The 26,990-nt window shown below is 65.0% G+C and carries 23 protein-coding genes, 1 tRNA gene and 5 pseudogenes; 15 read left to right on the forward strand and 14 right to left on the reverse strand.

All coding sequences use genetic code 11. The annotated features are described in order from the left end of the window. Positions 1–8: 8 nt before the first annotated feature. From A6W98_RS16380 to A6W98_RS16410, 7 genes are all read right to left on the reverse strand, one after another. Positions 9–887, reverse strand: a complete 879-nt coding sequence (locus A6W98_RS16380) for a transglutaminase family protein (protein ID WP_042463303.1) — start codon at positions 885–887, stop codon at positions 9–11. 221 nt (positions 888–1,108) lie between these two features. After that, positions 1,109–1,417: a hypothetical protein gene (locus A6W98_RS16385; protein WP_042463306.1), complete on the reverse strand. Its 309-nt coding sequence runs from the start codon at positions 1,415–1,417 to the stop codon at positions 1,109–1,111. A 70-nt stretch (positions 1,418–1,487) separates the two neighbouring features. Next, positions 1,488–1,961 (reverse strand): hypothetical protein, encoded by a 474-nt coding sequence (locus tag A6W98_RS16390; protein WP_042463309.1) that lies wholly within the window; start codon positions 1,959–1,961, stop codon positions 1,488–1,490. 118 nt (positions 1,962–2,079) lie between these two features. After that, on the reverse strand, positions 2,080–2,922 hold the full coding sequence (locus A6W98_RS16395) for a transglutaminase-like domain-containing protein (protein ID WP_042465301.1): 843 nt from the start codon (positions 2,920–2,922) through the stop codon (positions 2,080–2,082). Between the two features lie 34 nt (positions 2,923–2,956). Beyond that, positions 2,957–3,688: a hypothetical protein gene (locus tag A6W98_RS16400; protein ID WP_155734831.1), complete on the reverse strand. Its 732-nt coding sequence runs from the start codon at positions 3,686–3,688 to the stop codon at positions 2,957–2,959. 74 nt (positions 3,689–3,762) lie between these two features. After that, positions 3,763–3,969: a hypothetical protein gene (locus tag A6W98_RS16405; RefSeq protein WP_042463312.1), complete on the reverse strand. Its 207-nt coding sequence runs from the start codon at positions 3,967–3,969 to the stop codon at positions 3,763–3,765. A gap of 108 nt (positions 3,970–4,077) precedes the next feature. After that, the gene (locus A6W98_RS16410) at positions 4,078–5,283 is read right to left on the reverse strand and encodes a DEAD/DEAH box helicase (protein WP_042463314.1); all 1,206 of its coding nucleotides are present in this window, start codon (positions 5,281–5,283) and stop codon (positions 4,078–4,080) included. Between the two features lie 456 nt (positions 5,284–5,739). Between A6W98_RS16410 and A6W98_RS16415 the strand changes: the two genes are divergently transcribed. Together A6W98_RS16415 and A6W98_RS16420 are read left to right on the forward strand one after the other, a co-directional pair. Further along, positions 5,740–5,946: a cold-shock protein gene (locus A6W98_RS16415; RefSeq protein WP_042463316.1), complete on the forward strand. Its 207-nt coding sequence runs from the start codon at positions 5,740–5,742 to the stop codon at positions 5,944–5,946. Between the two features lie 625 nt (positions 5,947–6,571). Beyond that, on the forward strand, positions 6,572–7,249 hold the full coding sequence (locus tag A6W98_RS16420; RefSeq protein ID WP_155734832.1) for a hypothetical protein: 678 nt from the start codon (positions 6,572–6,574) through the stop codon (positions 7,247–7,249). 9 nt (positions 7,250–7,258) lie between these two features. Here A6W98_RS16420 and A6W98_RS22020 read toward each other — a convergent pair. Continuing rightward, a pseudogene (locus A6W98_RS22020) lies at positions 7,259–7,546 on the reverse strand (IS110 family transposase); the annotation flags it as partial. Between the two features lie 212 nt (positions 7,547–7,758). Between A6W98_RS22020 and A6W98_RS22400 the strand changes: the two are divergent. Continuing rightward, positions 7,759–7,980 (forward strand): annotated as a pseudogene (locus A6W98_RS22400) (integrase core domain-containing protein); the annotation flags it as partial. A gap of 19 nt (positions 7,981–7,999) precedes the next feature. Here A6W98_RS22400 and A6W98_RS20505 read toward each other — a convergent pair. Then, a pseudogene (locus tag A6W98_RS20505) lies at positions 8,000–8,474 on the reverse strand (IS5 family transposase); the annotation flags it as partial. A gap of 450 nt (positions 8,475–8,924) precedes the next feature. Here A6W98_RS20505 and A6W98_RS16430 point away from each other — a divergent pair. Beyond that, positions 8,925–9,014: transfer RNA gene (locus A6W98_RS16430), tRNA-Ser, on the forward strand. 197 nt (positions 9,015–9,211) lie between these two features. Here A6W98_RS16430 and A6W98_RS16435 read toward each other — a convergent pair. Beyond that, positions 9,212–9,715, reverse strand: a pseudogene (locus A6W98_RS16435) (IS5 family transposase); the annotation flags it as partial. On the opposite strand from A6W98_RS16435, the pseudogene A6W98_RS20510 reads away from it, so the two are divergent. Continuing rightward, a pseudogene (locus A6W98_RS20510) lies at positions 9,707–10,019 on the forward strand (transposase); the annotation flags it as partial. The pseudogenes A6W98_RS16435 and A6W98_RS20510 overlap by 9 nt on opposite strands. On the opposite strand, the gene A6W98_RS21535 reads toward A6W98_RS20510, so the two are convergent. Next, the gene (locus A6W98_RS21535; RefSeq protein ID WP_063490944.1) at positions 9,915–10,601 is read right to left on the reverse strand and encodes a P-loop NTPase family protein; all 687 of its coding nucleotides are present in this window, start codon (positions 10,599–10,601) and stop codon (positions 9,915–9,917) included. The pseudogene A6W98_RS20510 and the gene A6W98_RS21535 sit on opposite strands and share 105 nt — an antisense overlap. 960 nt (positions 10,602–11,561) lie before the next feature. After that, the gene (locus tag A6W98_RS16445) at positions 11,562–11,756 is read right to left on the reverse strand and encodes a hypothetical protein (RefSeq protein WP_042463320.1); all 195 of its coding nucleotides are present in this window, start codon (positions 11,754–11,756) and stop codon (positions 11,562–11,564) included. Between the two features lie 299 nt (positions 11,757–12,055). Between A6W98_RS16445 and A6W98_RS21250 the strand changes: the two genes are divergently transcribed. Next, positions 12,056–13,117, forward strand: a complete 1,062-nt coding sequence (locus A6W98_RS21250; RefSeq protein ID WP_155734833.1) for a hypothetical protein — start codon at positions 12,056–12,058, stop codon at positions 13,115–13,117. 1 nt (position 13,118) lies between these two features. Here the strand turns inward: A6W98_RS21250 and A6W98_RS20515 are convergent, their stop codons facing one another. Next, on the reverse strand, positions 13,119–13,463 hold the full coding sequence (locus tag A6W98_RS20515; protein WP_072071716.1) for a hypothetical protein: 345 nt from the start codon (positions 13,461–13,463) through the stop codon (positions 13,119–13,121). Between the two features lie 256 nt (positions 13,464–13,719). After that, on the reverse strand, positions 13,720–14,499 hold the full coding sequence (locus A6W98_RS16455) for an IclR family transcriptional regulator (protein ID WP_247904411.1): 780 nt from the start codon (positions 14,497–14,499) through the stop codon (positions 13,720–13,722). A 165-nt stretch (positions 14,500–14,664) separates the two neighbouring features. Here A6W98_RS16455 and A6W98_RS16460 point away from each other — a divergent pair, with 165 nt between their 5' ends. The 9 genes from A6W98_RS16460 to A6W98_RS16500 all read left to right on the forward strand — a co-directional run bounded on the left by A6W98_RS16460 (position 14,665) and on the right by A6W98_RS16500 (position 26,975). Continuing rightward, entirely contained in the window at positions 14,665–16,224 is a 1,560-nt protein-coding gene (locus A6W98_RS16460; RefSeq protein ID WP_042463325.1) for a M81 family metallopeptidase, read from the forward strand. A 25-nt stretch (positions 16,225–16,249) separates the two neighbouring features. After that, a complete protein-coding gene (locus A6W98_RS16465) occupies positions 16,250–17,851 on the forward strand; it encodes an ABC transporter substrate-binding protein (protein ID WP_042463328.1) in 1,602 nt (533 codons plus the stop codon). A 112-nt stretch (positions 17,852–17,963) separates the two neighbouring features. After that, positions 17,964–18,905 carry an ABC transporter permease gene (locus tag A6W98_RS16470; protein ID WP_042463331.1) on the forward strand — a complete coding sequence of 314 codons (942 nt, stop codon included), beginning with the start codon at positions 17,964–17,966 and terminating at the stop codon, positions 18,903–18,905. A 1-nt stretch (position 18,906) separates the two neighbouring features. Beyond that, positions 18,907–19,794, forward strand: coding sequence for an ABC transporter permease (locus tag A6W98_RS16475; RefSeq protein WP_042463335.1), 888 nt, complete (start codon positions 18,907–18,909; stop codon positions 19,792–19,794). A 1-nt stretch (position 19,795) separates the two neighbouring features. Then, positions 19,796–21,484, forward strand: coding sequence for an ABC transporter ATP-binding protein (locus A6W98_RS16480; RefSeq protein WP_042463338.1), 1,689 nt, complete (start codon positions 19,796–19,798; stop codon positions 21,482–21,484). After that, the gene (locus tag A6W98_RS16485; protein WP_042463341.1) at positions 21,481–22,650 is read left to right on the forward strand and encodes a M20 aminoacylase family protein; all 1,170 of its coding nucleotides are present in this window, start codon (positions 21,481–21,483) and stop codon (positions 22,648–22,650) included. The genes A6W98_RS16480 and A6W98_RS16485 overlap by 4 nt, the downstream gene beginning before the upstream one ends. A gap of 91 nt (positions 22,651–22,741) precedes the next feature. Beyond that, complete coding sequence (locus tag A6W98_RS16490; RefSeq protein WP_042463344.1) at positions 22,742–23,881, forward strand: M20/M25/M40 family metallo-hydrolase; 1,140 nt, start codon at positions 22,742–22,744, stop codon at positions 23,879–23,881. Beyond that, entirely contained in the window at positions 23,881–25,446 is a 1,566-nt protein-coding gene (locus A6W98_RS16495; protein WP_042463347.1) for a gamma-glutamyltransferase, read from the forward strand. Before A6W98_RS16490 ends, A6W98_RS16495 begins: the two co-directional genes overlap by 1 nt. Before the next feature lie 26 nt (positions 25,447–25,472). Then, positions 25,473–26,975: an amidase gene (locus A6W98_RS16500; RefSeq protein WP_042463350.1), complete on the forward strand. Its 1,503-nt coding sequence runs from the start codon at positions 25,473–25,475 to the stop codon at positions 26,973–26,975. Positions 26,976–26,990: the final 15 nt, after the last annotated feature.

The following is a 26,990-nucleotide window of genomic DNA, read 5'->3' on the forward strand; positions in this document are numbered from 1 at the left end:
CTCCGACCCTATCGCGACGCTCCGTCCTGACAGACGCTGACCTCGACATTGAGCGCCAGCAGGTCTGACGGCCTTCCGTGGAAGCTGCCGCTGACCGGCGAGACTTGTGCGATACGTCGGGCAACGGCAACCGGGATCAGGTTGGCCGAGCCCATGGCGCGATTGGTGGGGTCGAAGGCAACCCACCCCGCGCCGGGGACGAAGATCTCGACCCAGGCATGGGTGGAGCCGGTCGCCGCCGCCCCGGTCCTGTCGCCGTCCGGATCGAAGAGATAGCCCGAGACCAGCCGCGCCCCGAAACCAAGCGTGCGGACGGCTTCGGCCAGCAGGACCGCGAAATCGCGGCAGGAGCCCCAGCCCCGGTCCAGCGTCTCCAGCGGTCCCTGCGTGCCCTCCGTCTCGCGGCTCTGGTAGGAAATCAAGGCCGTGATGCCGTTGCTGACATCCTTCAGCAGCGAAAGCGTATCCGTCGGCCGCGACATGACAAAGCGCTCGACCCATTTCGACAGCCGCCCCGTATCGTCGGCATATTGCGGCATGGCCAGGGCGCCGAGATCGGTCCAGTCATCGGGGGAATATGCGAACGGATACGAGGCCGCGGCGGCGGCGATCGGGAAGACCGGCCAGACCGGGGCGCGCAATTCAAGACGCGTGCGGGCGCGGATCGACAGCATCGTCGTGGTGCGGTCGAACTGCGCCGTCGCGACCGCATTGCCGGCCACGTCGTTCGACCAGTCGATGCGGGCCTCGGGCGTGATCTCGAGCTCGAAGGATGTCAGGCTGAGATCCCGGGTCTCGCGCGGACGCAGCATCAGCCGGTGCGCCCCGAGCGGGACCTCGGTCCGGTAACGATAATCGGTCGCGTGCAGGATCGTGACGGATGGCATCGGCAAGCCCTAGGACGACCGTCCGCCAGAGCGGCGCTGGCCCTGTCCGCCGCCCCCGGCAACGGAGGATCGCCAGGCGACCGATCCCTTGCAACGGGAACATATCCGCTCGCCGAACCCTTCGCTCCAGAAGCTCGACCTGCATCTCAGGCAGACCCGCGAGGCGGCAATGTCGGCCGTTGCCCTGACCGTCCCGAATTCGATGTCGGCAGACTTGATCGTCATTTCCGCTCCTCACGTTTTCTCAATCGTTCCATGTCACCAAGGGCGCGTTTGATAAGCATCTGAACGCGTTCATCTCCGGCCTCGGGCGTCGTCGCATAACGGTCGAGAAGAAAGCGCCACTTCTCCATGACCTCGACCCAGCTCCGCGCGGGCTCCGCCAGCATCCGGTCTTCGAGATCTTCAAGATGCGGTTGCCGCGAGGGCCCGGAATCCGGCTCGGTATTCACGGGGCGCCGCCGCATCTCGGCATCATGCTGGCCCGCGGCAGACCTGTGGCCGTCGAGATCGATCGGGGTATCGATCATCGCGGATGCCCTCCGGGTCCGGCGTGACGGGCCGTAGGCCGGAGGGGGCGCCACCTGCCCGCCGGGGCCGTCATTTCCCGATGCCGGCATGCCTGCCCTCGGCGCCCGGGCCGGTATTGCCTGCCTCCCGGGCAGGACGGCGCCCGTCTGCTCCGGCATGCCGTCGGTCCGGCTGGCGCGCGTAGAGATCGCGCAGGTCAGCCTCGGCCACACCATCCGCCTGCATGACGAGACGGATCATCGGGTCGGCCAGCATTTCCTCGAGAAAGAAGTCGATCAGGGCCTTGCCGGTCAGCTTGTCCTTCGCAACCGCATGCTCGAGTTCGGCAAGCGGCACGGTGAGCGTCCGGCTGAGCCCGGGATGCGAGGCGCGCGGATGCAGCCGGACGAGCACCGACGAGGTCCAGCTTGCCGGTTCGATCCGGTCGACGGGCTGGGACAGCTCGGTCTCGATCTCGTATTCTCCCTCCGGAAGCGTTTCGTTGAAGCTCGGAAGCCGGAACGGCCGAAGGAAGGCGGCGGTCGTCTTGATCGAAGTGGTCATCTCGGTTCTCCAGGACGATTGGTGACGTGGGATGCCATGACGAGAACGCCGCCAGAGCGGTCGGGCTTGCGACCCGGCGACGAAGGAACACATCCGCCCCGCGACGGGACGCTACCGGCTAAACGCGAAAAACAGGCACCGCCTCGGTCGGGTCAGCTTCCGCGTCCCAGGTCCAGACGTCGAATTGGGTCAGGATACTTGGCCCGAAGGTCTGGGTCAGAGGCACATCGGCCGCATCCCGGCCGCGCGCGATCAGGATGCGCCCCATGCGCCTTGTGTTGTTTCGCGGATCGAAGACCCACCAGCGGCCACCCAGATAGACCTCCATCCAGGCCGCGAAATCGCCGGGCGGATGGGGCTCGGGCTGGCCGATATCGCTCAGATAGCCGGTGCAGTAGCGGGCCGGGATGTTCATGCACCGGCAGAGCGCGATCGCGAGATGGGCGAAGTCCCGACAGACCCCTTGCCGTCCGGCCAGGGTTTCGGACGCCGTGCGCGTCGCGCTGGCCTGCATGTAATCGAACGAGACCGAAGAATGCACGAAATCGCAGATCGCCTGCACCCGCGCCCAACCCGGCGGTGTATGCTCGAACAGGCGCCAGGCCTCTTCCGACAGAAGATCTGTATCGCAGTAGCGACTGCCAAGAAGATAGACCAGCATATCGAAGGGCAGATCCTGGACGGCCTGTTGCGGCACGTCGGGCGCGACCGGATCGGGCAGACCGCAATCGCGGAAAATACCGTCGGTGGACAAGGTGAACTCGCCGGCCGGCGCCACCATCCGCGTGCACCAGTTTCCGAACCCGTCGCGATAGCTTTCCAGCGGCACGCTGGGGGAGGTCACGAGATAGTCGGCACGCTCGAGATCGCCGAAGCGCGAGTAATGCACGTTCAGCATGGCGATGAGTGGGGTCGGCTGTGTCAGCCGGTACTTCAGGCGGCAGCCGATCCGCATCCGGATGCCCGGCGGGTCGCCATGGCCTGCGCCTGTCGCTCTATCGTCCAAGAACGCACTCCCCGCCCGAGAGTTGGAAACTGCGGTCGCAGCGCCAACTGTTTCCGGAGCGATCGAGATGCGCGTTTGCAGGCAGGTCGATCGCAACGCAGGCATTGCCCACCGGCTCGAAGCCCCGCTCGCATCGCCACCCCGGTCCATAGACATCCTGATCCAGAAAGGCGTTCTTGGGAAGTGCCACGGGATCGCATCGGCCCTCGTTCGCGAAGAACCCCCGCTCGCAAGCCCATTCGTCGCCGTAATCGGCATTGGTAAGATAGCCGTTCTCGGGAACCGCAATCGGCACGCAGGCGCCGGAGCTGACCGTGAAGCCGCGGTCGCAAACCCAACCGGAGCCTGACCTGTCATCCGTGAGATAGGCATGTTCCGGCAGGACGATGGGAACGCAGGCCTTGCGATCCTGCCGGTAGCCGCGGTTGCACTGCCAGTCGTAGCCCGAGGCTCTCAGGAAGGCGTTTTCGGGCACCGGGATCTGTCCGCAGGATGTGTCTCCGACTTCTTCATAGCCGCGAAGGCATCCCCAGCCCGGGCCATATGACCGCCCGTTCGGATAAGCATTCTGCGGAAGCTCGATGGCAACGCATTCTGCGCCGGCCACACGGTATCCGGGGGTGCAATCCCAGCCGCCGTCATAGTTCCGGGCGACGGCATTCTCGGGCACCGTTCCGGTGCCGTCCTGCGCAAGGGCCGGAAATGCCAGCGAGGCGACCATGCCCACCGCAAGGATCACCGCCATCCAGGGGCTCGTCCCCGGGATCCGTAGCCCGGCAGTCGCGATGAAACCGTTCATGCGTTTTCCCCCGTGACGTCCGGGCGCCGGGGCGAGGCTGCAACGCCAGGCGCGGCCGGGCAGGCCCGCGCGAGGTCCCGGTCCGACGCAGGGACGCCGGACAGGGCCGCCCGGCCGGCCCGGGTGAAGCCGCCGGTGGCGAGGATCGCCGCAGCGATCACAGCGCCATAGATGCCGGGTTCGAGCCATTCGAGCATGCCCATCGAGATATCCTCCTGCGGAGAAAGCGCCGCCTCGCTGTGAAAGCCTGTCCGGGTCGCAGTCCGCTGCCGGCACAGCGCGGTCTCTGTCATATGGCCAAGGGCCCGCGGTTACGCAGCCAGTCGATCCGAACGGCCTGCCGAGCGCTGACGCGTCCGGCGTTTCTGCGGAGTTTTCGGCGCAGCCTTCATCGCCTCCCAGGGACGGCCACCGGCAATCTCGACACGGGTGCCAAGCACCTTCTCGATGGCCTTGAGTTCCGCCACTTCATCGGCGGCGCAGAAGGCAATCGCGCGGCCGCTATGGCCTGCCCGGGCCGTCCGCCCGATCCGGTGCACGTAGTTCTCGGGCACGTTCGGCAGGTCGTAATTGTAGACATGCCCCACATCCGGGATGTCGATCCCGCGGGCCGCGACATCCGTCGCGACCAGCACACGCACCGATCCCGCCTTGAAGGCCGCGATGGCCCGGTCCCGTTGCCCCTGGCTCTTGTTGCCGTGGATCGAGGTCGCCGCGAACCCCGCCTTATCGAGATGCTTCATCAACCGCTCGGCCCCATGCTTGGTGCGCGAAAAGACCAGCGCCCGGTCGTCGCGATGCCCGCGCAGCAATTCGATCAGCAGATCCTGCTTCCGCTCCTTGGCGACGAAATGCACCGAATGGCTGACCTTGTCGGCGACCTTGCCCGGCGGCGAGACCTCGACACGGACGGGCTTGTCCAGATAGTCGCGGGACAATTCCGCCATCGCCTTCGGCATCGTGGCCGAGAACATCATGGTCTGCCTGTCCTTGCTCAGCTTCGGCGCGATGCGGCGCAGCGCATGGATGAAGCCGATATCGAGCATCTGGTCGGCCTCGTCGAGAACCAGAAACCGTGTCCGGCCAAGATCGATGGCCCGGCGATCCATCAGGTCGATCAACCGGCCCGGCGTCGCGACGAGGATATCGGTGCCGCGCGCAAGCTTCTCGGCCTGCACGTTGATCGACTTGCCGCCGACGACAAGCGTGATGCGCAGATCGGCCGTCATGCCCTGAAGGCTCTGGACGATCTGGCCTGCCAGTTCCCGCGTGGGCGCAAGCACCAATCCGCGGGCCGAATGCGGCGCGGGACGCTCCTGCTGTTTCGACAGCGCCACGATCAGCGGGATGCCGAAGGCGGCAGTCTTGCCGGTCCCGGTCTGGGCGATCCCCAAAATGTCGTGGCCCTGCAGCGCCTGCGGGATGGCCTTTTCCTGAATGGGGGTCGGTTTGGTCAGCCCCAGCGCGCCGAGCCGCGAGACCATGCGGGCATTGAGCCCGAGTTCGGTGAACGTCATGTCAATCCTTGGCCGGACCTTGCGTCCGGCGTCACCGACACGCGCCAATGCGTGGTCGGTCGGGGTGCACCCGGGGCGAACACTCCGACACCGCATTGTGCCCGGAGCCGCCTTGGGCGGCGTCCCCCCTTCGTGATATGGGAAAACGATGCGTCACGGCCGGGGGCGGGAGCAATCCCGCCTGCTCACGCGGCAGAGCGATAACGCAATTCAGATATGGGGAGCCGTCGATGGCATTTCAATGTCGCCCCGCCCCGAACGGCAGCCTAGGGACAAATTTCGCGATATGGCGCAACACCCCTTGTATGTCTCGACCGGAAGGCGCATGTTGGTCAGGTAATCGTTGTTCGCTTCGAACCTCTGCTTCCGTTCATCCGGCTTTCAGTTGATCGATTCAGTCTGACTTTGCCGGGCTGCCGCATCCTGCGGGCAGCACATGAACAGGAGACTACGGATATGGCCAATGGCACCGTGAAATTTTTCAATACCCAAAAAGGCTTCGGCTTCATCGAAACCGAGACCGGCGGCAAGGACGTCTTCGTCCACATCTCTGCGGTCGAACGCGCCGGCCTGACCGGCCTGTCGGACGCCCAGAAGGTGACCTTCGACGTGGAAACCGGCCGCGATGGTCGCGAAAGCGCGACCAACCTCGCCCTGGCGTGAACGAACCTGGACGTTGGGCGCACCATGCGCCCAACGTTCGCCCAGGCTGCACAGGCCCTGAACCGGTCGGGGCTGTGGACGCGCCCACCTGAGCGGCGTTAACAGCAAGTGGAAGCACAGGCATGACCGGCGCGCCTTGGTGGCCCCGTCCTGCCCCTGCTCCGCCCCGGCTGTCTCAGCCATGCCATTCAAGCCCGGCGCATGATATGCCGGTCTGCCAAAGCCCTGCTCGACGCCACCGAAGCGGATGCTTCCTGTCCTTATGCTCCCGCATGCCGGTCGTGGCCGCTCGCTTCGCGGTCACATCTGACGGCATGGCCCTCGCAGCCCTATCGACGACGCAGGATTGACGGGGCAAATCGCCTTCAACATGTTGCGGTCAGGCGGTTTCTTAGGCCTGAGGCATATCCCGGCCGATATGTTCGCCGCGACTACCCTCTGGCTGTCGACCTTCACCGTCCCGGCGGCATTCTCGTCGGCGCGTCGTTCAGCCTCGACCCGATCCGGATCACGGCGACATTCACACTGAATTTCACCCTCCGGTCCCGCAATACGCGGATCGCCTGACCGGGCCTTGCGGCCCCGGCACGTCCGTTTCCGCCCACCAACCCCAAGGAGCCCAAGCATGTCCATCAACGGTTCGACCAGACACGCGAACGCCGTCCGTGACCCGTTCAGGAGCATGTCGAAGGCCAAGAAACCGACCAAGAAGCCGAAGGAAGCGCCCGCCATTCAGCTCGGCGAGCACAGCCGCTACCAGATCAAGTCGGGCTGGCTTGCGGGAACCTTCGTTGCGCGGGCCTTTCCGAAACCACCGACAAAGGCACGCGGCATGATCGCCGAGGCGACCGGCGCGACGGAAGAAGCGGCGATCACCGCGCTGCACGAGATCATCGACGCTCGCGAAGATCGAAGGACGGACGAGCGGCGCAAGGACACGCAAAACGGCGTCGACGTCCCGAGCGTCGAAGAATATGTCGAAGCGATCCGCCAGATCGCCCTGTCCGGCCCGCAATGCGCCATGCTGACAGCCCTCTCGCTGGCCGAGGAGGACGGACTGAAGGACGCACAGATGGCAAATGCCGCGGGGTACAAGTCCAAGGCGTCGGCCAACAGATCCCTGGTGGCGGCGGGTTTGCTGATCGCCGAATATCTCTCCGTCGAGTCCCAGGCTGACGACGCCCCGGGCGCTCCGGAAGGCGCCGCCCTTCTCGGTTTCAGGGGAGCAACGGCCAACGAGGAAGAAACGGGCAACTGGATCCTGCACCCTGAACTCCGCCAGGCGGTGCGTCAGGTGCTGTAATCCGGAGGTTTCGCGGTAAGCGGCATCATTTTTCTGGCTCTTGATGAAGGGCTTCACATATGCGGAGGGGATGAGGCGGATGTCATGGCCCGACTTTGCCAGCTTCCGCCCCCCCGGGAAAGGCGCACCGCCGCAGACCTCCATCGCCACCGGGCAGGGAGGCAACCTGGCGAAGAACTCGAACGCCTGAGCCCTTCCAAGTTTCTTGCGCAAGACAGCATTGCCTTGGCTGTAAGCACAGTGGAGCTGGGACAGGTTTTTCACTAGCTCTAACACGACCCTGACAATCTCCGAAATGACCGCCTTACAAATCGGATTGTTGCGATCCCACCTTGGCAGGTTGATACTGTCGGGGGCGGCTACAGCCTCAAAGCCGATGATCGTTGATGCTGTTATTTTGTCGTTCGTTTTGGCCGCAGATCGTTACAGCGCGAAGGGATCGAAGACGCTACAAGCCTCTGGCGACGAGAGGTCCGGCGGCGCACTACTGCCTGCCGAACGCTTGGACTCCCCGAGCAGTACGCCAAAACGGGTATTGCAAAAGCTTCAATGCCCGGTTCCGCGACGAGTTGCTCAACGGCGAGTCCTTCTGCAGCCTGCGCGAAGCCCAGATCCTGACCGAAGAATGGAGGAGACAGGACAACACCAAACGCCCACACGGTGCTATGGGCTACCGGCCGCCAGCGCCGGAAAGCTTCGTTCCAATGAACCGGGCGCCAATCATACACTAGGTTCAGGACTCGTTCTCTCTCAAAGCCAGAAGATTACGGTCGCAGCGAGTGCGATTGCTGAGAAGAAGGTTTGTGGGCAGCGGTCATAACGGGTTGCAACCCTCCTCCAGTCCTTGAGCCTGCCGAACATGATCTCGATCCGGTTGCGACGTTTGTATCTGCGCTTGTCGTACCGGACGGGCGTCTTGCGTTTCTTCCGGCCCGGGATGCAAGGACGTATCTGCTTGTCCTGCAAGGCTTCTCTGAACCAATCGGCATCGTAGCCGCGATCTCCGAGCAGCCATTTCACCTTGGGCAACCCGCTGACCAGGGCACGCGCCCCGATGTAATCGCTGACGGGTCCGGCAGTCAGGAACAGGTCGATGGGCCGGCCCTGGCTGTCGCAGATGGCGTGCAGTTTCGTATCGACCCACTGAAAACCTGCTCATGCTACAAGGGAGACCCGCCAAGATGCGGGCGAAGACGCCCTTATCGCTCCATCGTTTCCAACGGTTGACCCTAACAATCAAACTGGACCAACCTATGGGGCCTACTCACCCCACGGCCCCTGCGAAGACCAAGCTTGCGGGCGAGCTCCTGAGTGGCGCGCACAGGCTGCAGCCGCCAATCTTCTGCGAGTTCCTCCTGTGTGGCGTGGACGGGTTTCTGATCCGGTGCGGTCATGGCGCAAGCCCCTCTTGACGAGTAAATCGGTTAGTCACACGCATCCCTGAAAACCGATCCGAACATGCTCCGAATCGGGGAGAACGGACTTCCGCCGCAGGCACAACCGTCGACCCAAGCCGCGAACCTGAGGGAGGGAGTTGACCGATTCTTTCCTACCCACGGTGATTTCCGATGCCTTTCAGTGCAATTTCAAAGGCTTGGGACACCGGGGTCGCGTCTTGGCAGGAGATGGAATTTCGCCTTGTATATCCTTGGCTTGCGCGGCTATACCCGGCGGTGGAGACGTGGCCGAGTGGTCGAAGGCGCTCCCCTGCTAAGGGAGTAGACGGGAAACCGTCTCGAGGGTTCGAATCCCTTCGTCTCCGCCATAGCCCTTTGAAACTAATGGTGTTTCATGTGGTCGCATTCTAGCGGCTAGAGGTATTTGGGGAGCGGTCTCGTTGCCAAACGGCAATCCGCTCCAGCTAGGCACCCTGTAGCGACTTGCCTTGGAAGCCTTGAGATTCAATAGGAATCCGTTTCTTCTGCGAGAAAACCGTTTGAGGGACAGATTTAGGGTCAGGATTCATAACCAGTAGATGACGACCGCTGCGAGGGCGATGGCGGAGAGGAACACCTTGGGACAGCGGGTCATAGCGTGTCGCCACGCGCCGCCAATCCTTGAACCTGCCGAACATGATCTCGATGCGGTTGCGCCGCTTGTATCGGCGCTTGTCGTATTTGACCGGGGTCTTGCGTTGCTTTCTGCCGTGGATGCAGGCGCGTATCCCTTTGTCTTTCAACGCGTCTCTGAACCAGTCGGCGTCATAGCCGCGATCCCCGAGCAACCAGTCGACCGTTGGCAGGGTGCCGAGCAGTGCCCGCGCGCCGATGTAGTCGTTCACCGGTCCTGCCGTTACGAATAGGTTGAGCGGCCGTCCCTTGCTGTCGCAGATGGCGTGCAACTTGGTGTTCATGCCGCCTTTGGTGCGACTGATCAGGCGGGCACGCCCCCCTTTTTCGCGGCCATGCTGGTCGCTGTGCGGTGCGCCTTCAGATAGGTCGCATCGATCATTACGGTCTGTCGATCTGGTTCGATCCAGAGATGGAGTGGTACGCGGTCAGGACCGGTAGGCACGGCCACCCCGAGACCTTCTCCGACAGCGCCATTCAGACCTGCCTGACGCTGAAGGGTGAGGGGCGTCCCGGAAACGATCCGGGGGATCGTTTCAGCCCTGAACGGGCGGAGCCCCGGCATGTTCGGCCTACCGCTCCGCCAAACCGTCGGTCTAGTCGCGAGCCGAATCAAGATGGCCGGTCTCGACTGGTCGGTACCGGACTATTCGACCCTGTACCGCCGTCAGGCGCGGATCGCGGTTCAGATCCCTTATCGATGCTCCGGCCATACCCGGAATCATCGCGATTCTGTCCGCAACACAGTCAGATCCGAAGAGAATGGCGACGCTCGTGATGCATGCGAGCAGCATCAGAATCGCCCACCTGGAATGACCGACCCGCCCGAGCCGCGCAGCCACAACTTGCCGAAGACCCGCACCGCGAGGGGCCTCAACCCGGAAGATCTTCATTCGGTCTTTGATCGGATCCGGGACCCGGCTGAGATCGTTGGCCGTCGCGATCCAGGAAATCCACGAGAGATCGATGCTTCCCTGAAGGAACGGACAAACGAAGTCCCGCGCCATGTCGGACTGCAGAAGCGGCAGGAGCGCTTCGACCGAATTCCCGCCGACTGTCGCTCCGGCCTTGTCGATCTCATCAAGCACGATGAGCGGATTGGCATGATCGCTGCTGCCAAGAGTCCGGACAGGGATTCCCGGAGCCGAAGAGCGCCACACGTACTCAGTGCCACTGATATCGAACGCAGAGCTACGGGCATAATCAAGCGCCGCGCCATTCCAGCGCGACAGTGCGTCCGCGCGACGCAGCGCGCGCGAGAGGATTGTCCAAGGCTGCGCCATTGCATCGCCCCCCGTCGCACCCATCGGCGACAGAATGACAAGCCGCACGGCATTGGGGGGGGGGCGGGTCCGCCACGATCCGATGCAAGCCGATCTCGCGACCTGCGATGACGGGCGCGCCTCCGGCGCTTGGCAGAACGCGGCCCCAGGGCAGTATCGTGCCGATCCCGGTCACCAGCGCTTTAGCGGCAGCCATGGCCCAGTCGATGGCTATTCCGACGATCCGCAAGGTCACGACCAGATCCGCCCCATCGGGCCAGGCCGCCAGCACATAGTGTTTTGGCAGGCCCTCGCCTTTGGGGCCGCGAAGCTGTTCGCGGCGGAAGACGTCAAGTGCGCAGGGAGGATCCAATCGCAGGGCCGACCGGCTTCAGCCGCCGGTGAAGCCGCGCGCCACATGGCCCCAAGGAAAGAGCGGCGCAGATGCGCGCCCAACTCCGGCGGGGCATGGCCAGCCCCGGCCAACCGCAGAGTAACCGTCTGGTCGGCCCAGGCCGCAGCCATGGCGGCTGTATCGCCGTGCCGTTCTGGCACCGCCAGCGCGCCCGCCAAGCCTGCGTACCGCTCCCCCCGCATGGGGCAGAGCGTGACTGCCGCCGGAGCCGCCGGTCAAGAGAAAGTACGTCTCATGCGGACCGGTTGCTTCAGTCTAGCTCTTGCAGCCCCTTTTGTTCAAGCCGAAAAAATGCCACGGTTCTGAAGGCAAAACGGACCCGGCCCGATGCCGGGTTTGAATTGCGCCGTTTTTGACGCACGATCTGTATTTTATGTTTTGTTCACAGTGAATTGTTGATTTTCTGAACCTGATTGCGCATTTTTCACCCCCAAAGTCGGGTCGGCCCATGCCTTTATCGCCGAAATACGATCTTTGGCAAAGCCTGCTTTCACTGCGCCGCCTCGACCGCGCCAGGGAGAAAGTGCGCGCGAATGCAGGGGCCGCGGGCGGCGACGGGGGCACTGTCACGGCGTTTCAGGTCGGGGCCGGCCCGCGCCGAAGCGCTGTGCCAGCGACTGGCGGCTCATCTGGGCGAGGGCGACAGCCTGCGGCTTTACGTCATCGGACATGACGGCGAGCAGCGCAACCGCGCCTTCGGCGCCCCCTTCGAAAGCGATGAAGGGAGCGCGTGCACTCCCGCAATTGCTTGATAAAACCATATCTTTATCCTATGATTCCTCGGTGTACCACATTTTGCACCTCTTCATTTGTGGCCTAAAACTCCTTGAGAGGGTACGGCACGCTTGCAACACAGCTGCAAATCTAAGCTGCGCCACTAGCCTCTGCCCCAAAAGCATGTAGCTATTCGGGAAATAATATAAAGCCAGTAGTGTAAGGGCAAGATATGCGGCGAAATCTGAGGGTGAGGGTTGACGACAATACGTGGCCTCGGAACGTCGCGCCCCCAAACATCAAAGCTCTATCAGGCCTCCGCCAGGTTGATCTGATCGAATTTCTATTGATGATTGGCTACTGTACAGTTCCCGCGCATGCTGCACGTCACTCGATCAACTCGCTTTGGGCCTGGGTCCGATACTTCGGCGCAATATCTCAGGATCAAGACTTAAGGCTCGGCGCCGATTTTTCGGAACTAGACCCCCATCAAAAAACTATTTTGTCGGATGATTTTGGTATGGGGATTTCATTACAACTCCTTGCATCGGCGCTCGATCTTACCGAATTTTGTGATGGGAAGTATTTCATTGACCGTGTCGCGCCCCGAGTGCGTTGCCATGTTGCGGCAACTGGAGCAAAACGAGGGCCGCGAAAATCACCTGATTTCGTCGCAATCGATAGTTCCGGGCGATACCATGTGATTGAATGCAAAGGCACGCAGTCTGGCCTCGCATATGCAGAGAGGCAACTTGCTGACGCCTACCCGCAGAAAGAGGCTATATCTTTTGACGCCTCAATAACGGGTGAATCATTGGCAACCGGTTTTTCCATAAGCGCGGAAAGCAATACTCATTCCAGCACGTTCATAATAACAGATCCGGAACCCAAGGCTCCGCAGTTGAGAATTGACGACGATGAAGAAAAGATCGCTCATGATGCAATTGCTAGAGGGAAAATATCCAGAATACTGACGCTCGCCGGTGCTAACAGCCTCGCGCGAATAGTAGCTGCTCCGTACGGCGATAGGCCGAGTGCAACGCCGGACGTGATAATTTCCAAACGGCAGATGGAACGTGAAAGGCAGCTCAGGGAGCAAGTTGACGAGGAGCAGTCTATGCTGACGCCTTCGCCAGAAGGGTATGGCCGTATGGCAAATATTGATTTACCTTTCCCCATCATTACCGAAAAGGGTAGATTCACTAAAGTCAAGATATCTTCGACTATTCAGAAGGATGCATTCGACGAGTGGTTTGAGATATCAAAGAGCGATGCGCCGAGAAGTGACGAACTTACCGGTGCGCTGTCTGCCGCAGCCAAGGGTAAAATCATCTCCGAATCTGATGGGACGTCGGGGGAGTTGAGGGATGGGCAGCTCTTCAGTTCGCATCTGGAGCTAGTAAAGTAATCTAAAAATACGCGATGGAAGCGCAGAAGTAGAAACGGATTTGATCTAAGGCGGAAAAATCAAGTAAATCTTGAGAACCGCTATGGAATTCCACGACTAAACCATGAGTTTGATTCCTCCAAGAAGAAAGCTGCTGACGTGCTCCCCTGAACAGTCCGCGGTTTGAGGTTAGCCTGTTCTCCAAACGAGGAGACAGACGATGCGGAAAAGCCGTTTCAGCGAAGAGCAGATCATTGGCATTCCTTCCTGCAGGGCACTCGCGCGCTGCTTCAAGTATCAAAAAGCGCCTGCAGAAGTGATAGGCGAGCCGGTCTTTGAAATTAATGATGTTGTCTTCAACGGTCATGATCTCACAGTGATTGGTACCGCCGTTCGCCGGTCCTCTGAGGCCTCGGCCAACCATCTGCATGTAGAGTAACCGGCCTTGTCGCGCAATCGAAGGATCTTGCGTAGCCAAGCTGCTTTCGAGGCAGGATATTGCGATGATTGGCGAGCAAGAAGTCCTTCGTACAAGCCGCTGCAGACTCTGATTTCTTCGATTATGTAAAAACGCCGACCTGGAACCATCCTGCGGGAGATGACCTCGAAACGAGAGGCCTCCGCTAAAGGCTGCCATTGATGGCCCGGGCGGCCTCTGCCGCCACCGGTGCGGCATGGCGCACGAATGCATCGCGCGTCCACTCCGAAAGCGACCCGGCGACGTGGATCGCGCCGAGCGGCACCCCGTCGCGGCCCGCGACGGCGACCCCTATGGCAACCTCGCCCTGAACGAATTCGTCCACCACGACCGCATAGCCGTCGGATCGGGCCTGGGCGATCAACGCAAGGATGCCTTCGGGATCGTTGACGGTCTTAGAGGTGAACTTGTGCAGCTGCGAGCGCATCACGACCGCGCGGGCGGCGTCATCGGACAAGGCCGACAGCACCGCCCTGCCCCCGGCGGTACAAAATGTCGGCACGCTGTGGCCCACGAGGGTCGCATAGAACGTCTCGCGCTTGCTCTGCATGCGCAGCGCATAGACCAGACGGGTTTCGTCATAGAGGCTGAAATCGACGCGCTCGCGCACGGTCTTGCGCAATTCCAGCAAGACCGGCGTCGCCTTCTGCACCACCGGATCAAGCCGAAGCAGGTCGAGCGTGTGATCGAGAAGCCGGACCCCCGGCAGATAACCGCGGTCGTCGAGGCTGCGCCGCATGTAGCCCAGCCTGACAAGCGTATGCACCATCCGCTGGACCGCCGAGCGATCGAGCTCTGCCCGGGTCGCGATCTCGGACAGGCTGAGAGGCCCGCTGGCATGGTGAAAGGCGCTCAGGACGCGCATCGTCCTGCCGACCGCGCGCAGGAAGAGCTTGTCTTCCTCTGCCGCCTGAAAATCAGTCATTTGCGCCGGTTCGGCGCGAAGAATGCTCGCCATTGAAATCACCGGCTTGACGAATCCAAAAACGGGCCACTAGGCTCGCTACACAATACTAGCGTATCGATAGACGATACACAAGCCAAGGTCGGCGACAAGACCGGCGAGGCCTGCCAACAGCGGAGAGACAAGATGCGGGTTGCCCTGGCCGGCTTTCTTCACGAGACGAATACCTTCGCGCCGAGCCCGGCGGATATTGCCGCCTTTCGGCAGGGGGGAGGATATATCCCCATGTCCAGGGGCGCCGAGATGGCGGAGGCTGCGCGTGGCGTGAATCTCGGGATATCGGGGGCGCTTGCCGTCGCCGCAGAGCTCGGCTGGGACGCGGTGCCCATCCTCTGGACGGGCGCAATCCCCTCGGCGCATGTCACGCGCGAGGCCTTCGAGATCATCGCCGATGAGATCATTGCGGGCATCGCCGGGGCGGGCACGCTCGATGGCGTATTTCTCGACCTGCACGGCGCGATGGTGGCCGAGCATCTGGACGACGGCGAAGCCGAGATCGCGCGCCGGGTGCGCGACCTGGTCGGGCCGGATGTGCCGGTCGTCGCGGCTCTCGACCTGCATGGCAATATCTCTGTGCCCTTCGTGGAAAGCCTCGATGCCTGCGTCGGCTTTCGCACCTATCCGCATGTGGACATGGCGGCGACCGGGGCGGCGGCGGCGCGCCTGCTCGACCGGATCGTCCGAACCGGCACGCGGCCCGCAAAGGCGTTCCGGCAGATGTCCTACCTGGTTCCGATCCCGTTCCAGACGACGATGATGGCGCCCGCCGATGCGCTTTATGCCGGGCTTGACGCGGAGGACGCCGCGGGCGCCTGGTCGGTCTCGCTGTTCATGGGCTTTCCGGCGGCCGACATCCCCGATTGCGGTCCCAGCGCAGTTGCCTATGCCGCGACCCAGGCCGAGGCCGACCGGGCCGCAGACCGTATCGCAGCCGCCTATGAGGCGGCCGAGACGCGCTTCGACAACCGCACGTTCCAGCCCGGGGCGGCCGTCGCCGAGGCGGTGCGGCTGGCGGCGCAGGCGACAGGGCCGGTGGTGATCGCCGACACCCAGGACAACCCGGGGGCCGGGGGCGTGTCCGCGACCACCGGGCTCCTGCAGGCGCTGATCGCGGCGGACGCGCAGAACGCGGCCATCGGGCTGATGGCGGACCCGGCTGCCGCGGCGGCGGCCCATGCGGCAGGCATCGGCGCGACGGCGCGGTTTCGGATCGGGGGCCATCCCGGGCTGCCCGACGACCGGCCGGTCGAGGTCGAGGCCGTGGTCGAAACGCTTTCCGACGGGGCCCTTCAGGCCACCGGCCCCTATTACGGCGGCACCCGGCTGGACCTGGGGCCCTCGGCCTGCCTGCGCATCGGCGGCGTGCGTGTCGCGGTGACAAGCCATATCGCACAGATGGCGGATCGCGAGATGTTCCGCTTCGTCGGGATCGTGCCCGAGGAGCAATCGGTCCTTGTGGTCAAGAGCTCGACCCATTTCCGGGCCGACTTCGCGCCCATCGCCGCAGAAATCCTTGTGGCCTGCGCACCGGGCCCGATGCCCTTCAACCCAGCCGATCTGCCCTTTACGCGACTGCGAAAGGGACTGAGACTTTCTCCCAACGGCCCCGCCTTCGACCCGGCGGGCGCCGGCGCGGGGGCGGCGCAAGGCCACGCAGAACCGGCCACCGCCATCGCCCGTCCATAACGCGAAGACCAACAGAGAGGATCCCATGCCGACCTTGAGACCCAATATCCGCGGAACGCGCCGCCTTGCGGCCGCGCTTCTGGCCGGGGGGGCGCTGCTGGCCCCCGCGGCCTCCTTCGCCGACACCACGATCACCGCCGTCATGCATTCGTCGCTGCGTGTGCTCGACCCGGTGATCACCACCGCGCATATCACCCGCGACCACGCCTACATGATCTATGACGTGCTGACCGCGGTGGACGAGAACTTCCAGCCGCAGCCGCAGATGGCCGACTGGACCGTGTCGGACGACAAGCTGACCTACACCTTCACGCTGCGCGACGGGCTGAAATTCCATGATGGCGCCCCCGTCACCGCCACGGATGTCGTTGCCTCGCTGGAACGCTGGGGCAAGCGCGATTCCGGCGGCCAGATGATCTTCGACGTGACCGCCAGCCTGACGGCCGCCGATGACAAGACCGTCGTCTGGACGCTTGCCTCGCCCTTCCCGCCGCTTCTGAACGTCATCTCCAAGCAATCGGCGCTGCCGCCCTTCATCATGCCGGCGCGCATCGCCGCCACCTCGCCCGACGAGACGATCACCGAATATGTCGGCTCGGGGCCTTTCGTCTTCAACACCGACGCCTACGAGCCCGGCGTCTCGGCCACCTATGACAAGTTCGAGGATTACGTGCCGCGCGACGAGCCGCCCTCGTGGATGGCGGGCGGCAAGGTCGTCAACGTGGATCACGTGGTCTGGACGACGATGCCCGACAACCTGACTGCCATCAACGCGCTGGCCAATGGCGAGATCGACTATATCGAGCAGATCCAGGTCGACCTCAAGCCGATCCTCGACGCCTCGCCCGATGTCACCGTCGAGATGCGCGACCCGCTGGGCTATGTGACCATCGGCCGTCCGAACTTCCTGTATCCTCCCTTCGACAACAAGAAGGTGCGCCAGGCCGCGCTGCTGGCGCTGAGCCAGGAGGACGTGCTGGCCACGATGATGGGCTCGCCGGAATATTACACGATCTGCGGCGCGATCTTCGGCTGCGGCACCCCGCTGGCCGACGAGACCGGAAGCGAGCCGATCACCTCGGGCGCCCATCCCGATGAGGCCCGCGCGCTGCTGGAAGAGGCGGGCTATGACGGCACGCCGGTCGTCCTGATGCAGCCCACCGACGTGGTCAGCCTGACCAACCAGCCGGTCGTGGCGGCCCAGGCGCTGCGCAATGCGGGCTTCAACGTGGACATGCAGGCGATGGACTGGCAATCCGTGGTCCAGCGCCGCGCCCAGCAGAGCCCGCCGGATGAAGGCGGCTGGAACCTGTTCTTCACCAACTGGATGATCCCCGAGATCTCGGACCCGCTGATCAATGTCATGGTCAATGGCCGCGGCGACGATGCCTGGTTCGGCTGGCCCGACGATCCCGAGATCGAGGCCCTGCGCAGCGACTTTGCCCAGGCGCCCGACGATGCCGCGCGCAAGGCCGCGGCCTCGAAGATCCAGGCCCATGTCATGGACAACGTCAACTACATCCACCTTGGGGAATACGCCATGCCCCAGGCCCGCCGCGATGTGATCGACAACATGATCCAGTCGCCGGTGCCGGTGTTCTGGAACATCACCAAGGACGGCGAGTAATCCCGATGCCGGGGGCGCGCGCCGCGCCTCCGGTCCCCCTTCCCGCCACGCGCCTTCTCCTGCGCGCCTTCCGCGCCGGAGCCGGCCCAACCTCCCGCTAGGAGCGCTGGCCATGCTCGGTTATATCCTGCGACGCGTGCTTGCCACGATCCCCGTGATGATCATCGTCGCGATCTTCGTCTTTCTCCTGCTTCGGCTGACCCCGGGCGATCCGGCCGCGATCCTCGCGGGCGATGCCGCCACCCCGGCCCAGCTTGAACGCATCCGCGACCGGCTCGGTCTGAACGATCCGCTCTATGTCCAGTTCCTCACCTGGGCGGGCCAGACCCTGCGCGGCGATTTCGGAACCTCGCTGATCTCGAACACCCCGGTTTCGGGCATGATCGCCAGCCGCCTCGGCCCCACCATCAACATCGCGATGATGACCATCGTGATCTCGGTCCTGCTCGCCGTGCCCATGGGCGTGATCGCCGCCTGGCGCCACCGCAGCTGGGTCGATTTCCTGGTGATGTCCTTTTCGGTGCTGGGCTTTTCGGTACCGGTCTTCGTGATCGGCTATATCCTGATCCATATCTTCGCGATCGACCTGCGCTGGGTGCCGGTGCAGGGCTACAAGCCGCTCTCGGACGGGCTCGGGCCGTTCCTTGCGCGCGCGATCCTGCCCTCGCTGACCCTGGCCACGATCTATGTGGCGCTGATCGCGCGGATGACCCGCGCCTCGATGCTGGAAGTGCTGGGCGAGGACTATATCCGCACTGCCCGCGCCAAGGGCGTGCGCGAGAATGTCGTGCTGTTCCGCCATGCGCTGAGAAACGCGGCCGTCCCGATCCTGACGATCATCGGGACCGGCTTTGCATTGCTGATCTCGGGCGTGGTGGTGACCGAAAGCGTGTTCAACATCCCCGGCATCGGGCGGCTGACCGTCGATGCGATCCTCGCGCGCGACTATCCGGTGATCCAGGCGATGATCCTGCTGACCGCGGGGATCTATGTCTTCGTGAACCTGCTCGTCGACATTTCCTATTCAATCTTCGATCCCAGGATCCGGTACTGACATGGCCAAGGACATCTCCTCCCGCCCAAGCGCCTTCCATGTGCTGACGGGCCTCTTCTCGCTGCCCGCGGGCGCCCGCATCGGCCCCGGTCCGATGATTGCCGCGGCGATCCTGCTGGCCATCGTGCTGGCCTCGATCTGCGCGCCGCTCTACGTGCCATACGACCCGATGGACATGAATTCGCTGGCGCGGCTCAAGCCGCCCTCGGACGCGCATCTTCTGGGCACCGACCAATATGGGCGCGACATCTTCAGCCGGGTGATGACCGGCGGGCGCGTGTCGCTTCTGATCGGGGTCGGCGCGGCCTGTGTCAGCGTACTGACCGGCCTTCTGATCGGGCTTGTCGCCGGCTTCTTCCGGGCCGTCGACGGCATCGTCATGCGGATCATGGACAGCCTCATGGCGATCCCCGCGATCCTCCTGGCCATCGCGCTGGTGGCGCTGAACGGCCCGAGCCTCGGGTCTGTCATCATCGCCATCACCATCCCCGAGGTACCCCGCGTGGTACGGCTGGTGCGCTCGGTCGTGCTCGGCGCGCGCGAGGAACCCTATGTCGAGGCCGCGATCGCGCTGGGCTCCTCGATGCCGAAGATCCTGATCCAGCACCTGATGCCCAACACGCTGGCGCCGCTGATCGTGCAGGGCACCTATATCTGCGCCTCGGCGATCCTGATCGAGGCGATCCTCAGCTTCCTCGGCGCGGGCGTCTCGACCGAGATCCCGACCTGGGGCAACATCATGGCCGAGGGACGCACCTTCTTCCAGATCAAGCCCGGCATGATCTTCTGGCCCGGGCTGCTGCTGTCGCTGTGCATCCTCGCGATCAACCTTCTGGGCGACACCGCGCGCGATCTTCTGGATCCGCGCCTGAAAAAGCGGGAGGGCTGAGATGGAGTTCAAGTCCAGGGATTTCTCGGAGGCACCGCGGGTGCTGAAGATCCGCGGCCTCAGGGTCGGCCTGACCGGCCGCCCCGACGCCAAGCCGGTGCTGGACGGCATCGATCTCGATATCCGCGCGGGCGAAACCCATTGCCTCGTCGGCGAAAGCGGATCGGGCAAGTCGGTCACCTCGCTCGCGACCATGGGGCTGTTGCCGAAGGGCGCGCTCGAATTGCAGGCTGGCTCGATCGATCTCGAGGGGTTCGAGATCACCCAGGCCTCGGCCTCGCAGATGCGCGAGCTGCGGGCGCTCAGGCTGTCGATGATCTTTCAGGAACCGATGACGGCCCTGAACCCGGTGCTGCGGGTGGGTGCGCAGATCGAGGAAGTGCTGAACATGCACACCGATCTGTCGGCGGCCGAGGCCAGAAAGCGCACGCTCGACATCATGGATCAGGTGCATCTGCCCGATGTCGAGCGGATCTATCAGTCCTTCCCGCATCAGCTTTCGGGCGGGCAGCGGCAGCGGATCATGATCGCGATGGCGCTGGTGCTGGACCCGCATCTGCTGATCGCGGACGAACCGACCACCGCGCTTGACGTGACGACCCAGCAGCAGATCCTCAAGCTGGTCGCCGAGCTGCAGGAACGCAAGGGCACGGCCTTGCTGTTCATCACCCATGACATGGGTGTCGTGGCCGAGATCGCCGATACCGTCAGCGTCATGCAGAACGGCCGCATCGTCGAACACGCCCCCATCCGCGAGCTGCTGACCAATCCACGGGAAGACTATACACGCAAGCTTCTGAACGCGGTGCCGAACCTCGCCCCGCGCCCGGCCCGGCCCGGCAGCGCCGAGCCCGACGTCCTGAAGGTCGAGGCGCTGGAGATGACCTATGGCGGGGGCGGCAAACTCTTTCGCAAAACCGGCGGCGTCAAGGCCGCGACCGATGTCAGCTTCGGCATCGGCCCGGGCCAGACGCTGGGGATCGTCGGCGAAAGCGGGTCGGGCAAGTCGACCGTCGCGCGCTGCATCATGCGCCTGATCGATCCCACGGGCGGTCAGGTCCATGTGGCGGGGTCCGAGATCTCGCGGCTGAACCGCCGCGCCCTGCGCCCCCACCGCAAGCATCTGCAGATCGTCTTTCAGGACCCCTACCGGTCGCTGAACCCGCGCTGGACCGTGGCCCGGAGCCTCTGCGAAGGCCCGGTCAATTACGGCGCCTCCCGGGCCGAGGCGCTGGAGAGGGCCGCCGAGCTGATGGAGCTGGTCGGCCTGCCGCGCGACGCGCTCGACCGCTATCCGCACCAGTTCTCGGGCGGACAGCGCCAGCGCATCGCCATTGCCCGCGCGGTGGCGATGAAACCCGATCTTCTGGTCGCGGACGAGGCCGTCTCGGCGCTCGATGTCAGCGTGCAGGCGCAGGTGCTCGAGCTTCTGGACGACGTCCAGGCCCGGTTCGGCATCGCCATGCTCTTCATCACCCACGACCTGCGGGTGGCCGCCCAGATCTGCGACGAGGTGCTGGTGATGCAGAAGGGCCGCGTGGTCGAACACGGGCCGGCCGCCAATGTCCTGTCCGATCCGCACCACGCCTATACCCGCAGCCTGATCGAGGCCGCGCCGGGGCGGCATTGGGATTTTGCCAATTTCCGGGCGCTCGACACCGCCCCCGGCACGAAAGGAGAGACCGCATGACCGTCCTGCCAAGGATCCAGGACTTCGCCGCCGAGCTGACGGCGATCTTCGAGGATTTCCACACCCATCCCGAGCTTGGCTTCGAGGAGACCCGCACCGCCGGCATCGTCGCCGACAAGCTGCGCGGCTTCGGCGTCGACGAGGTGCATGAGGGCATCGGCGGGACCGGCGTCGTGGGGCTGATCAAGGGCAAGGGCGGCGGCAACCGCCGGGTGGGGCTGCGCGCCGACATGGACGCGCTCCCGATCGTCGAGGCCTCGGGGCTGCCCTATGCCTCGCAGGAAGCCGGGCGGATGCATGCCTGCGGCCATGACGGCCATACGACGATGCTGCTGGGGGCGGCGCGGTACCTGGCGGAGACCCGCGATTTCGACGGCACCGTCGTTCTGATCTTCCAGCCCGCCGAAGAGGGTCTGGGGGGCGCGCGCCGGATGATCGCCGAGGGGCTGTTCGAGCGCTTCCCCTGCGACGAGATCTACGGCATGCACAATGACCCGAATGCCGAGCCGGGCAAGGTCACCGTCACGCCCGGCCCCGCCATGGCCGGGGCGAGCTTCTTCGACATCACGGTCAGGGGCACCGGCAGTCATGCCGCCATGCCGCACCAGTCGAAGGACCCGATCGTGATCGGCACCGCCCTGGTCCAGCAATTGCAAAGCGTGGTCAGCCGCAACACGCCGCCGACGAAACCGGTGGTGATCTCGGTCACCACCTTCAATGCCGGGTCCGCCTATAACGTCGTTCCCGACACCGCCGTGATCACCGGCACGATCCGTTATTTCCACGACGAGGTGGCCGGGATGGCGCATGACCGGATCCGCGCGCTCTGCGCCGGGCTCGGCGAGGCCTATGGCGTCGAGATCGGCGTCGATCTGCGCAATGTCTTCGACGTGCTCATGAACGATCCCGAGCTTTCGGCGGCCTATATCGCCGCGGCAGCAGATGTCGTCGGCCCGGACATGGCGACCCTGACGGAGGACCAGATGACCGGCTCGGAGGATTTCGCCGATATGCTGAAAGTCGTGCCCGGGGCCTATTGCCGGGTCGGCCATGCGGGGTCGGTTCCGCTGCACAACCCGGCCTTCGTGCTCGATACCGGCATCCTGCCGGTCGGCGCGTCGGTCTATGCGCGCCTCGTCGAGGCCCGGCTGGCGCCCACGGGCTAGACAACCCGGCCCGTTTCCGTTCCCGGCGGGGTCAGCCCCGCCGCCGTCCCAACGGCCCCCGCAGCGGGCGCCGAACCAAGAGGTATTGCCAATGACCGATCCGCTCTCCCTGCCCTTCGATACCGACGAGATGCTGGCTGGCCTGAAACCCTGGATCGAGACCGAAAGCCCGACCTTCGACGCGGCGGCGGTGAACCGGATGATGGACCTGGTCCAGCACGAGCTTGCCGCACTGGGCGCGCGGGTCGAGCGCATCCCGGGCCGGATGGGCCTTGGCGACAGCCTGCGTGCGACGATGCCCCACCCGCGCGCGGGCGAGGGCGGGATCCTGCTCCTGGGCCATATGGACACCGTCCACCCCATCGGCACGCTGGAAAAGCTGCCCTTCCGGGTCGAGGGCGATGTCTGCTACGGCCCCGGGCTGATGGACATGAAGGGCGGCAACTACGTCTATCTGGACGCTCTGCGCAAGCTGCTGGCCGCGGGCGTCGAGACGCCGCTGCCGGTCACGGTCCTGTTCACCCCCGACGAGGAAATCGGCACCCCCTCGACCCGCGAGCTGATCGAGGCGGAGGCCAGGCGCCACAAGTTCATCCTCGTGCCCGAACCCGCCCGTCCCGATGGCGGCGCGGTGATCGGCCGCTACGCCATCGCGCGCTTCGACCTGCAGACCCGCGGCAAGCCCAGCCATGCGGGCTGGCAGCTTTCCGACGGGCGCTCGGCGATTGCCGCCATGGCGCGGAAGGTGGCCGAGATCGAGGGCATGACGACCGATGACTGCACCTTCTCGGTGGGGGTCTTCCGCGCCGGCCAATGGGTCAACTGCGTCTCCTCGGTCTGCGATGCCGAGGTGCTGAGCATGGCCAAGACCCAGGACCTGCTGGACGAGGGCGTGGCCCGGATGATGGCGCTCAACTCCGATGCGGGCGAGGTGGTGATGGAGGTCCGCCGCGGCGTGACACGGCCCGTCTGGGAGCCCGACCAGCCCGGCACCATGGCGATGCTGGCGCTGGCCCAGGAGATCGCGGGCGAGATCGGCTTCGAGATCTCGGGGGCCTCGGCAGGCGGCGGCTCGGACGGCAATTTCACCGGCGCGCTCGGCATTCCGACGCTCGATTCCATCGGGGTCTGCGGCAAGGATCTGCATACGCTGAACGAGCATATCCATATCGACAGCCTGCTCGAGCGGGCGAAGCTGGCCGCGGCGCTCTACTGCCGGCTGGGGGCCTGATGTCGGCGGCCCTGTCGCGGACGATGGAGATCCGCAAGCATGTGGTCGAAACCGACCGCGGCGTGGTCGCGGCCCAGCACCGCCAGGCGGCCGAGGCAGGCGCCGAGGCGCTGCGCGCGGGCGGCGACGCGGTGGATGCCGCCGTTGCCTGCAGCTTCGTTCTGGGGGTGCTGGAACCCTGGATGTCCGGGCCCGCCGGGGGCGGCGCGGCGCTGCATTGGCGTGCCGATACCGGCCGGGCGCATGCGCTGAATTTCGGCATGCGCGCGCCCGCCTCGCTGCGCATCGAGGATTTCCCGCTCTCGGGCGAGGGCCTCGCGGGGGATCTGTTTCCCTGGGACCGGGTGGTCGAGGATCGCAACGTTCTGGGCGCCAAGGCGGTTGCGGTTCCCGCCCTTGTCGACGGGCTCGAGGCCGCGCATCGGCGCTGGGGCCGGCTGCCCTGGGCCGAGCTTGTCGCCCCGGCCATCGCGGCGGCGCGGCGCGGGCTTGCCATCGACTGGTACGCCGCCCTCATCATCGCCAGCGCCACCCGCGATCTGGCCAGCGACGCGGACGCGGCGGCGCTGTTCCTGACCGACGGCCAGTGGCCCCGGAGCTTTTCCTGGGCCGCGGACAGCGACGACCGGCTGGACCAGTCGCGCATGGCCGACAGCCTCGACATCCTTGCGCGCGAGGGGGCGAAGGCGCTCCATGGCGGTGATCTCGGCGCGGCACTGGCGCGGGATGTGCGGGACAAGGGCGGCTATCTCGGACTGGACGATCTGGCCGGGAACCGCGCCCGGTTCGAGACGCCGCTGGCGGTGCCCTATCGCGATGCGCTCTTCCATGTCATGCCGGGGCTGACCGCGGGCCCGACCTTCGCCCGCGCGATGGCGGGTCTGGCAGGCGAGACCCTGTCCGGCCCCGACGAGGCCTGTCCCGCCTATGCCCGGGCGCTGATCGCGGCCTATCGCGACCGGCTGAGCGGGATGGGCGCCGATGGCGAAATTTCGGCCGCCCCCGGTTCGACGACCCATTTTTCCGTCGTCGACCGTGACGGCAACATGGTGGCGCATACCCAGACGCTGCTGTCGCTTTTCGGCGCGCGCGTGGTCTCGCCCTCGACCGGGTTGCTGCTGAACAATGGCATCATGTGGTTCGATCCGGTGCAGGGGCGCCCGAACTCGCTGGGGCCGGACAGGCCCTGCCTGATGAATGTCTGCCCCGCGCTCGGCCATGCGGGCGGTCGCCGCTTCGCATTGGGCGCGGCGGGCGGGCGCAAGATCGTCGGCGCGGTGACCCAGATTGCCTCCTTCCTCACGGATTTCGGGATGGATCTCGAGGCCGCCTTTGCCCAACCGAGGATCGATGTGTCCGGGACCGACCGGATCGTCGTCGACGACCGCCTCCCGGGCCGGATCTGCGATGCGCTCAAGGCCGTCGCGCCCGTCACCGTCACCCGCAAATCGATCCTGCCCTACCCCTTCGCCTGCCCGTCCGGCGTCCTGCAGGAGGGTTCGATGCGGTCCGGAATGACCGAGCCCACAAGCGCCTGGGGCGATGCCGTTGCCGAGCAGGGCTGACCTGCCCTCCATCAAGGGAGACTGACATGTCCGATGCCACCGACCCCGCCGACATGGGCGCCCTCGAGGCGCGCCGCCTGATCGGTCGCGGCCAGCTTTCCGCCGAAGAGCTGGCGCGCGCCTGCATCGCCCGGATCGAGGCCATCGATCCCGCGGTGAACGCGGTCGTCTCTTGCGACCCCGACGCGCTGCTCGCGGGCGCCCGTCAGGCCGATGCGGACCGCGCGGCGGGGCGTCCGCTCGGTCCGCTGCACGGGCTGCCGGTGGCGATCAAGGACATGAACGATGTCGCCGGGCTGCCCACGACCTATGGCTCCCAGATCTTCCGCGACAACATTCCTTCGGCCGATGATGCGCTGGTGGCCGGTCTGCGCGCCGCCGGAGCGCTGCCCTTCTGCAAGACCAACGTGCCGGAATGGAGCGCGGGCGCCAATACGCGCAACCGCGTCCATGGCACCACCGCGAACCCGCATGACCTGACGCGCAATTGCGGCGGATCCTCGGGCGGCTCGGCGGTGGCGCTGGCCTGCGGGTTTGCGCCTCTGGCCTCGGGCTCCGATCTTGGCGGGTCGCTGCGCACACCCGCGGCCTATTGCGGTGTCGTGGGCTTCCGTCCGAGCTTTGGCCTTGTCCCCGGCCCCGACCGGGCCACGGCGCTGCTGCCGCAACCGACCGCAGGCCCCATGGCGCGCAGCGTCGCCGATTGCGCCCTGATGCTGTCGGTCCTCGCCCGCCCCGATGCCCGCGACCCGTTCACGACGGTGATCGGGGGACGCACGCCCTGGGAAGCAGCCGATTTCGCGCGCCTGCCCCGTCGCGACCTTTCCTCGCTGCGCGTTGCCGTGACCGAGGATTTCGGCTTCGCCCCGGTTTCGGCAGCCACCCGGCAGACATTCCGCAGCGTGCTGGCGCCGCTTCTGCCCTTCCTCGGGGCAAGCGAGGAGAGCACGCCCGATTGCACCGGCGCCGACCGCATCTTCTCGGTCCTGCGTGCGGTCATGTTTCAGGCCACCCATGCGCGGTTTCTGGACGAGACACCCGATCTCGTGGGCGCGCTGGTGGCCGATAATGTGCGCGAGGGGCGCCGCTACAGTGCTACGGATGTGGCACAGGCGCTGGCGAGCCAGGGCGCCTATGCGCGCCGCTGGCTGAGCTTCTTCGACGAATTCGACGTCCTGATTTCGCCCGCGGTGACCGTGCAGCCGCGCGACTGGCACGAAGCCTTCCCGGCCGAGATCGACGGTCAACCGCTGCAGAGCTACTATCACTGGCTCGCTCCGGCCTATGCCGCGACGATCCCGGGACATCCGGCGATCATCCTCCCCTGTGGGCGCGACGCACAGGGCCTGCCCTTCGGGGTGCAGCTGATCGGGAGGCGGCATGGCGATCTGGGCCTGCTTGCAATAGCCGCGGAACTGGAGGCGGCTATCGCGGGCCTGCCCGATCTCGCGCCATCCGGACCCGATATCCCGACCCTGTCGGCCGCACCGCCCCTTCGCACGTCACCGGGGTTTCTCGATGTGCCGTAGGTTTCGCGGCGGATC

Source organism: Rhodovulum sulfidophilum DSM 1374, from assembly GCF_001633165.1.
In the GTDB taxonomy this organism is placed as follows: domain Bacteria; phylum Pseudomonadota; class Alphaproteobacteria; order Rhodobacterales; family Rhodobacteraceae; genus Rhodovulum; species Rhodovulum sulfidophilum.

What these genes read in the sequence shown, in the direction of transcription:
- A6W98_RS16380 (WP_042463303.1), bottom strand. Translation starts at nt 887, where the DNA reads ATGCCATCCGTCACGATCCTGCACGCGACCGATTATCGTTACCGGACC.
- A6W98_RS16385 (WP_042463306.1), bottom strand. Translation starts at nt 1,417, where the DNA reads ATGATCGATACCCCGATCGATCTCGACGGCCACAGGTCTGCCGCGGGC.
- A6W98_RS16390 (WP_042463309.1), bottom strand. Translation starts at nt 1,961, where the DNA reads ATGACCACTTCGATCAAGACGACCGCCGCCTTCCTTCGGCCGTTCCGG.
- A6W98_RS16400 (WP_155734831.1), bottom strand. Translation starts at nt 3,688, where the DNA reads ATGGTCGCCTCGCTGGCATTTCCGGCCCTTGCGCAGGACGGCACCGGA.
- A6W98_RS16405 (WP_042463312.1), bottom strand. Translation starts at nt 3,969, where the DNA reads ATGGGCATGCTCGAATGGCTCGAACCCGGCATCTATGGCGCTGTGATC.
- A6W98_RS16410 (WP_042463314.1), bottom strand. Translation starts at nt 5,283, where the DNA reads ATGACGTTCACCGAACTCGGGCTCAATGCCCGCATGGTCTCGCGGCTC.
- A6W98_RS16415 (WP_042463316.1), top strand. Translation starts at nt 5,740, where the DNA reads ATGGCCAATGGCACCGTGAAATTTTTCAATACCCAAAAAGGCTTCGGC.
- A6W98_RS16420 (WP_155734832.1), top strand. Translation starts at nt 6,572, where the DNA reads ATGTCCATCAACGGTTCGACCAGACACGCGAACGCCGTCCGTGACCCG.
- A6W98_RS21535 (WP_063490944.1), bottom strand. Translation starts at nt 10,601, where the DNA reads ATGGCGCAGCCTTGGACAATCCTCTCGCGCGCGCTGCGTCGCGCGGAC.
- A6W98_RS16445 (WP_042463320.1), bottom strand. Translation starts at nt 11,756, where the DNA reads ATGGTTTTATCAAGCAATTGCGGGAGTGCACGCGCTCCCTTCATCGCT.
- A6W98_RS20515 (WP_072071716.1), bottom strand. Translation starts at nt 13,463, where the DNA reads ATGACCGTTGAAGACAACATCATTAATTTCAAAGACCGGCTCGCCTAT.
- A6W98_RS16455 (WP_247904411.1), bottom strand. Translation starts at nt 14,499, where the DNA reads ATGACTGATTTTCAGGCGGCAGAGGAAGACAAGCTCTTCCTGCGCGCG.
- A6W98_RS16460 (WP_042463325.1), top strand. Translation starts at nt 14,665, where the DNA reads ATGCGGGTTGCCCTGGCCGGCTTTCTTCACGAGACGAATACCTTCGCG.
- A6W98_RS16465 (WP_042463328.1), top strand. Translation starts at nt 16,250, where the DNA reads ATGCCGACCTTGAGACCCAATATCCGCGGAACGCGCCGCCTTGCGGCC.
- A6W98_RS16470 (WP_042463331.1), top strand. Translation starts at nt 17,964, where the DNA reads ATGCTCGGTTATATCCTGCGACGCGTGCTTGCCACGATCCCCGTGATG.
- A6W98_RS16475 (WP_042463335.1), top strand. Translation starts at nt 18,907, where the DNA reads ATGGCCAAGGACATCTCCTCCCGCCCAAGCGCCTTCCATGTGCTGACG.
- A6W98_RS16480 (WP_042463338.1), top strand. Translation starts at nt 19,796, where the DNA reads ATGGAGTTCAAGTCCAGGGATTTCTCGGAGGCACCGCGGGTGCTGAAG.
- A6W98_RS16485 (WP_042463341.1), top strand. Translation starts at nt 21,481, where the DNA reads ATGACCGTCCTGCCAAGGATCCAGGACTTCGCCGCCGAGCTGACGGCG.
- A6W98_RS16490 (WP_042463344.1), top strand. Translation starts at nt 22,742, where the DNA reads ATGACCGATCCGCTCTCCCTGCCCTTCGATACCGACGAGATGCTGGCT.
- A6W98_RS16495 (WP_042463347.1), top strand. Translation starts at nt 23,881, where the DNA reads ATGTCGGCGGCCCTGTCGCGGACGATGGAGATCCGCAAGCATGTGGTC.
- A6W98_RS16500 (WP_042463350.1), top strand. Translation starts at nt 25,473, where the DNA reads ATGTCCGATGCCACCGACCCCGCCGACATGGGCGCCCTCGAGGCGCGC.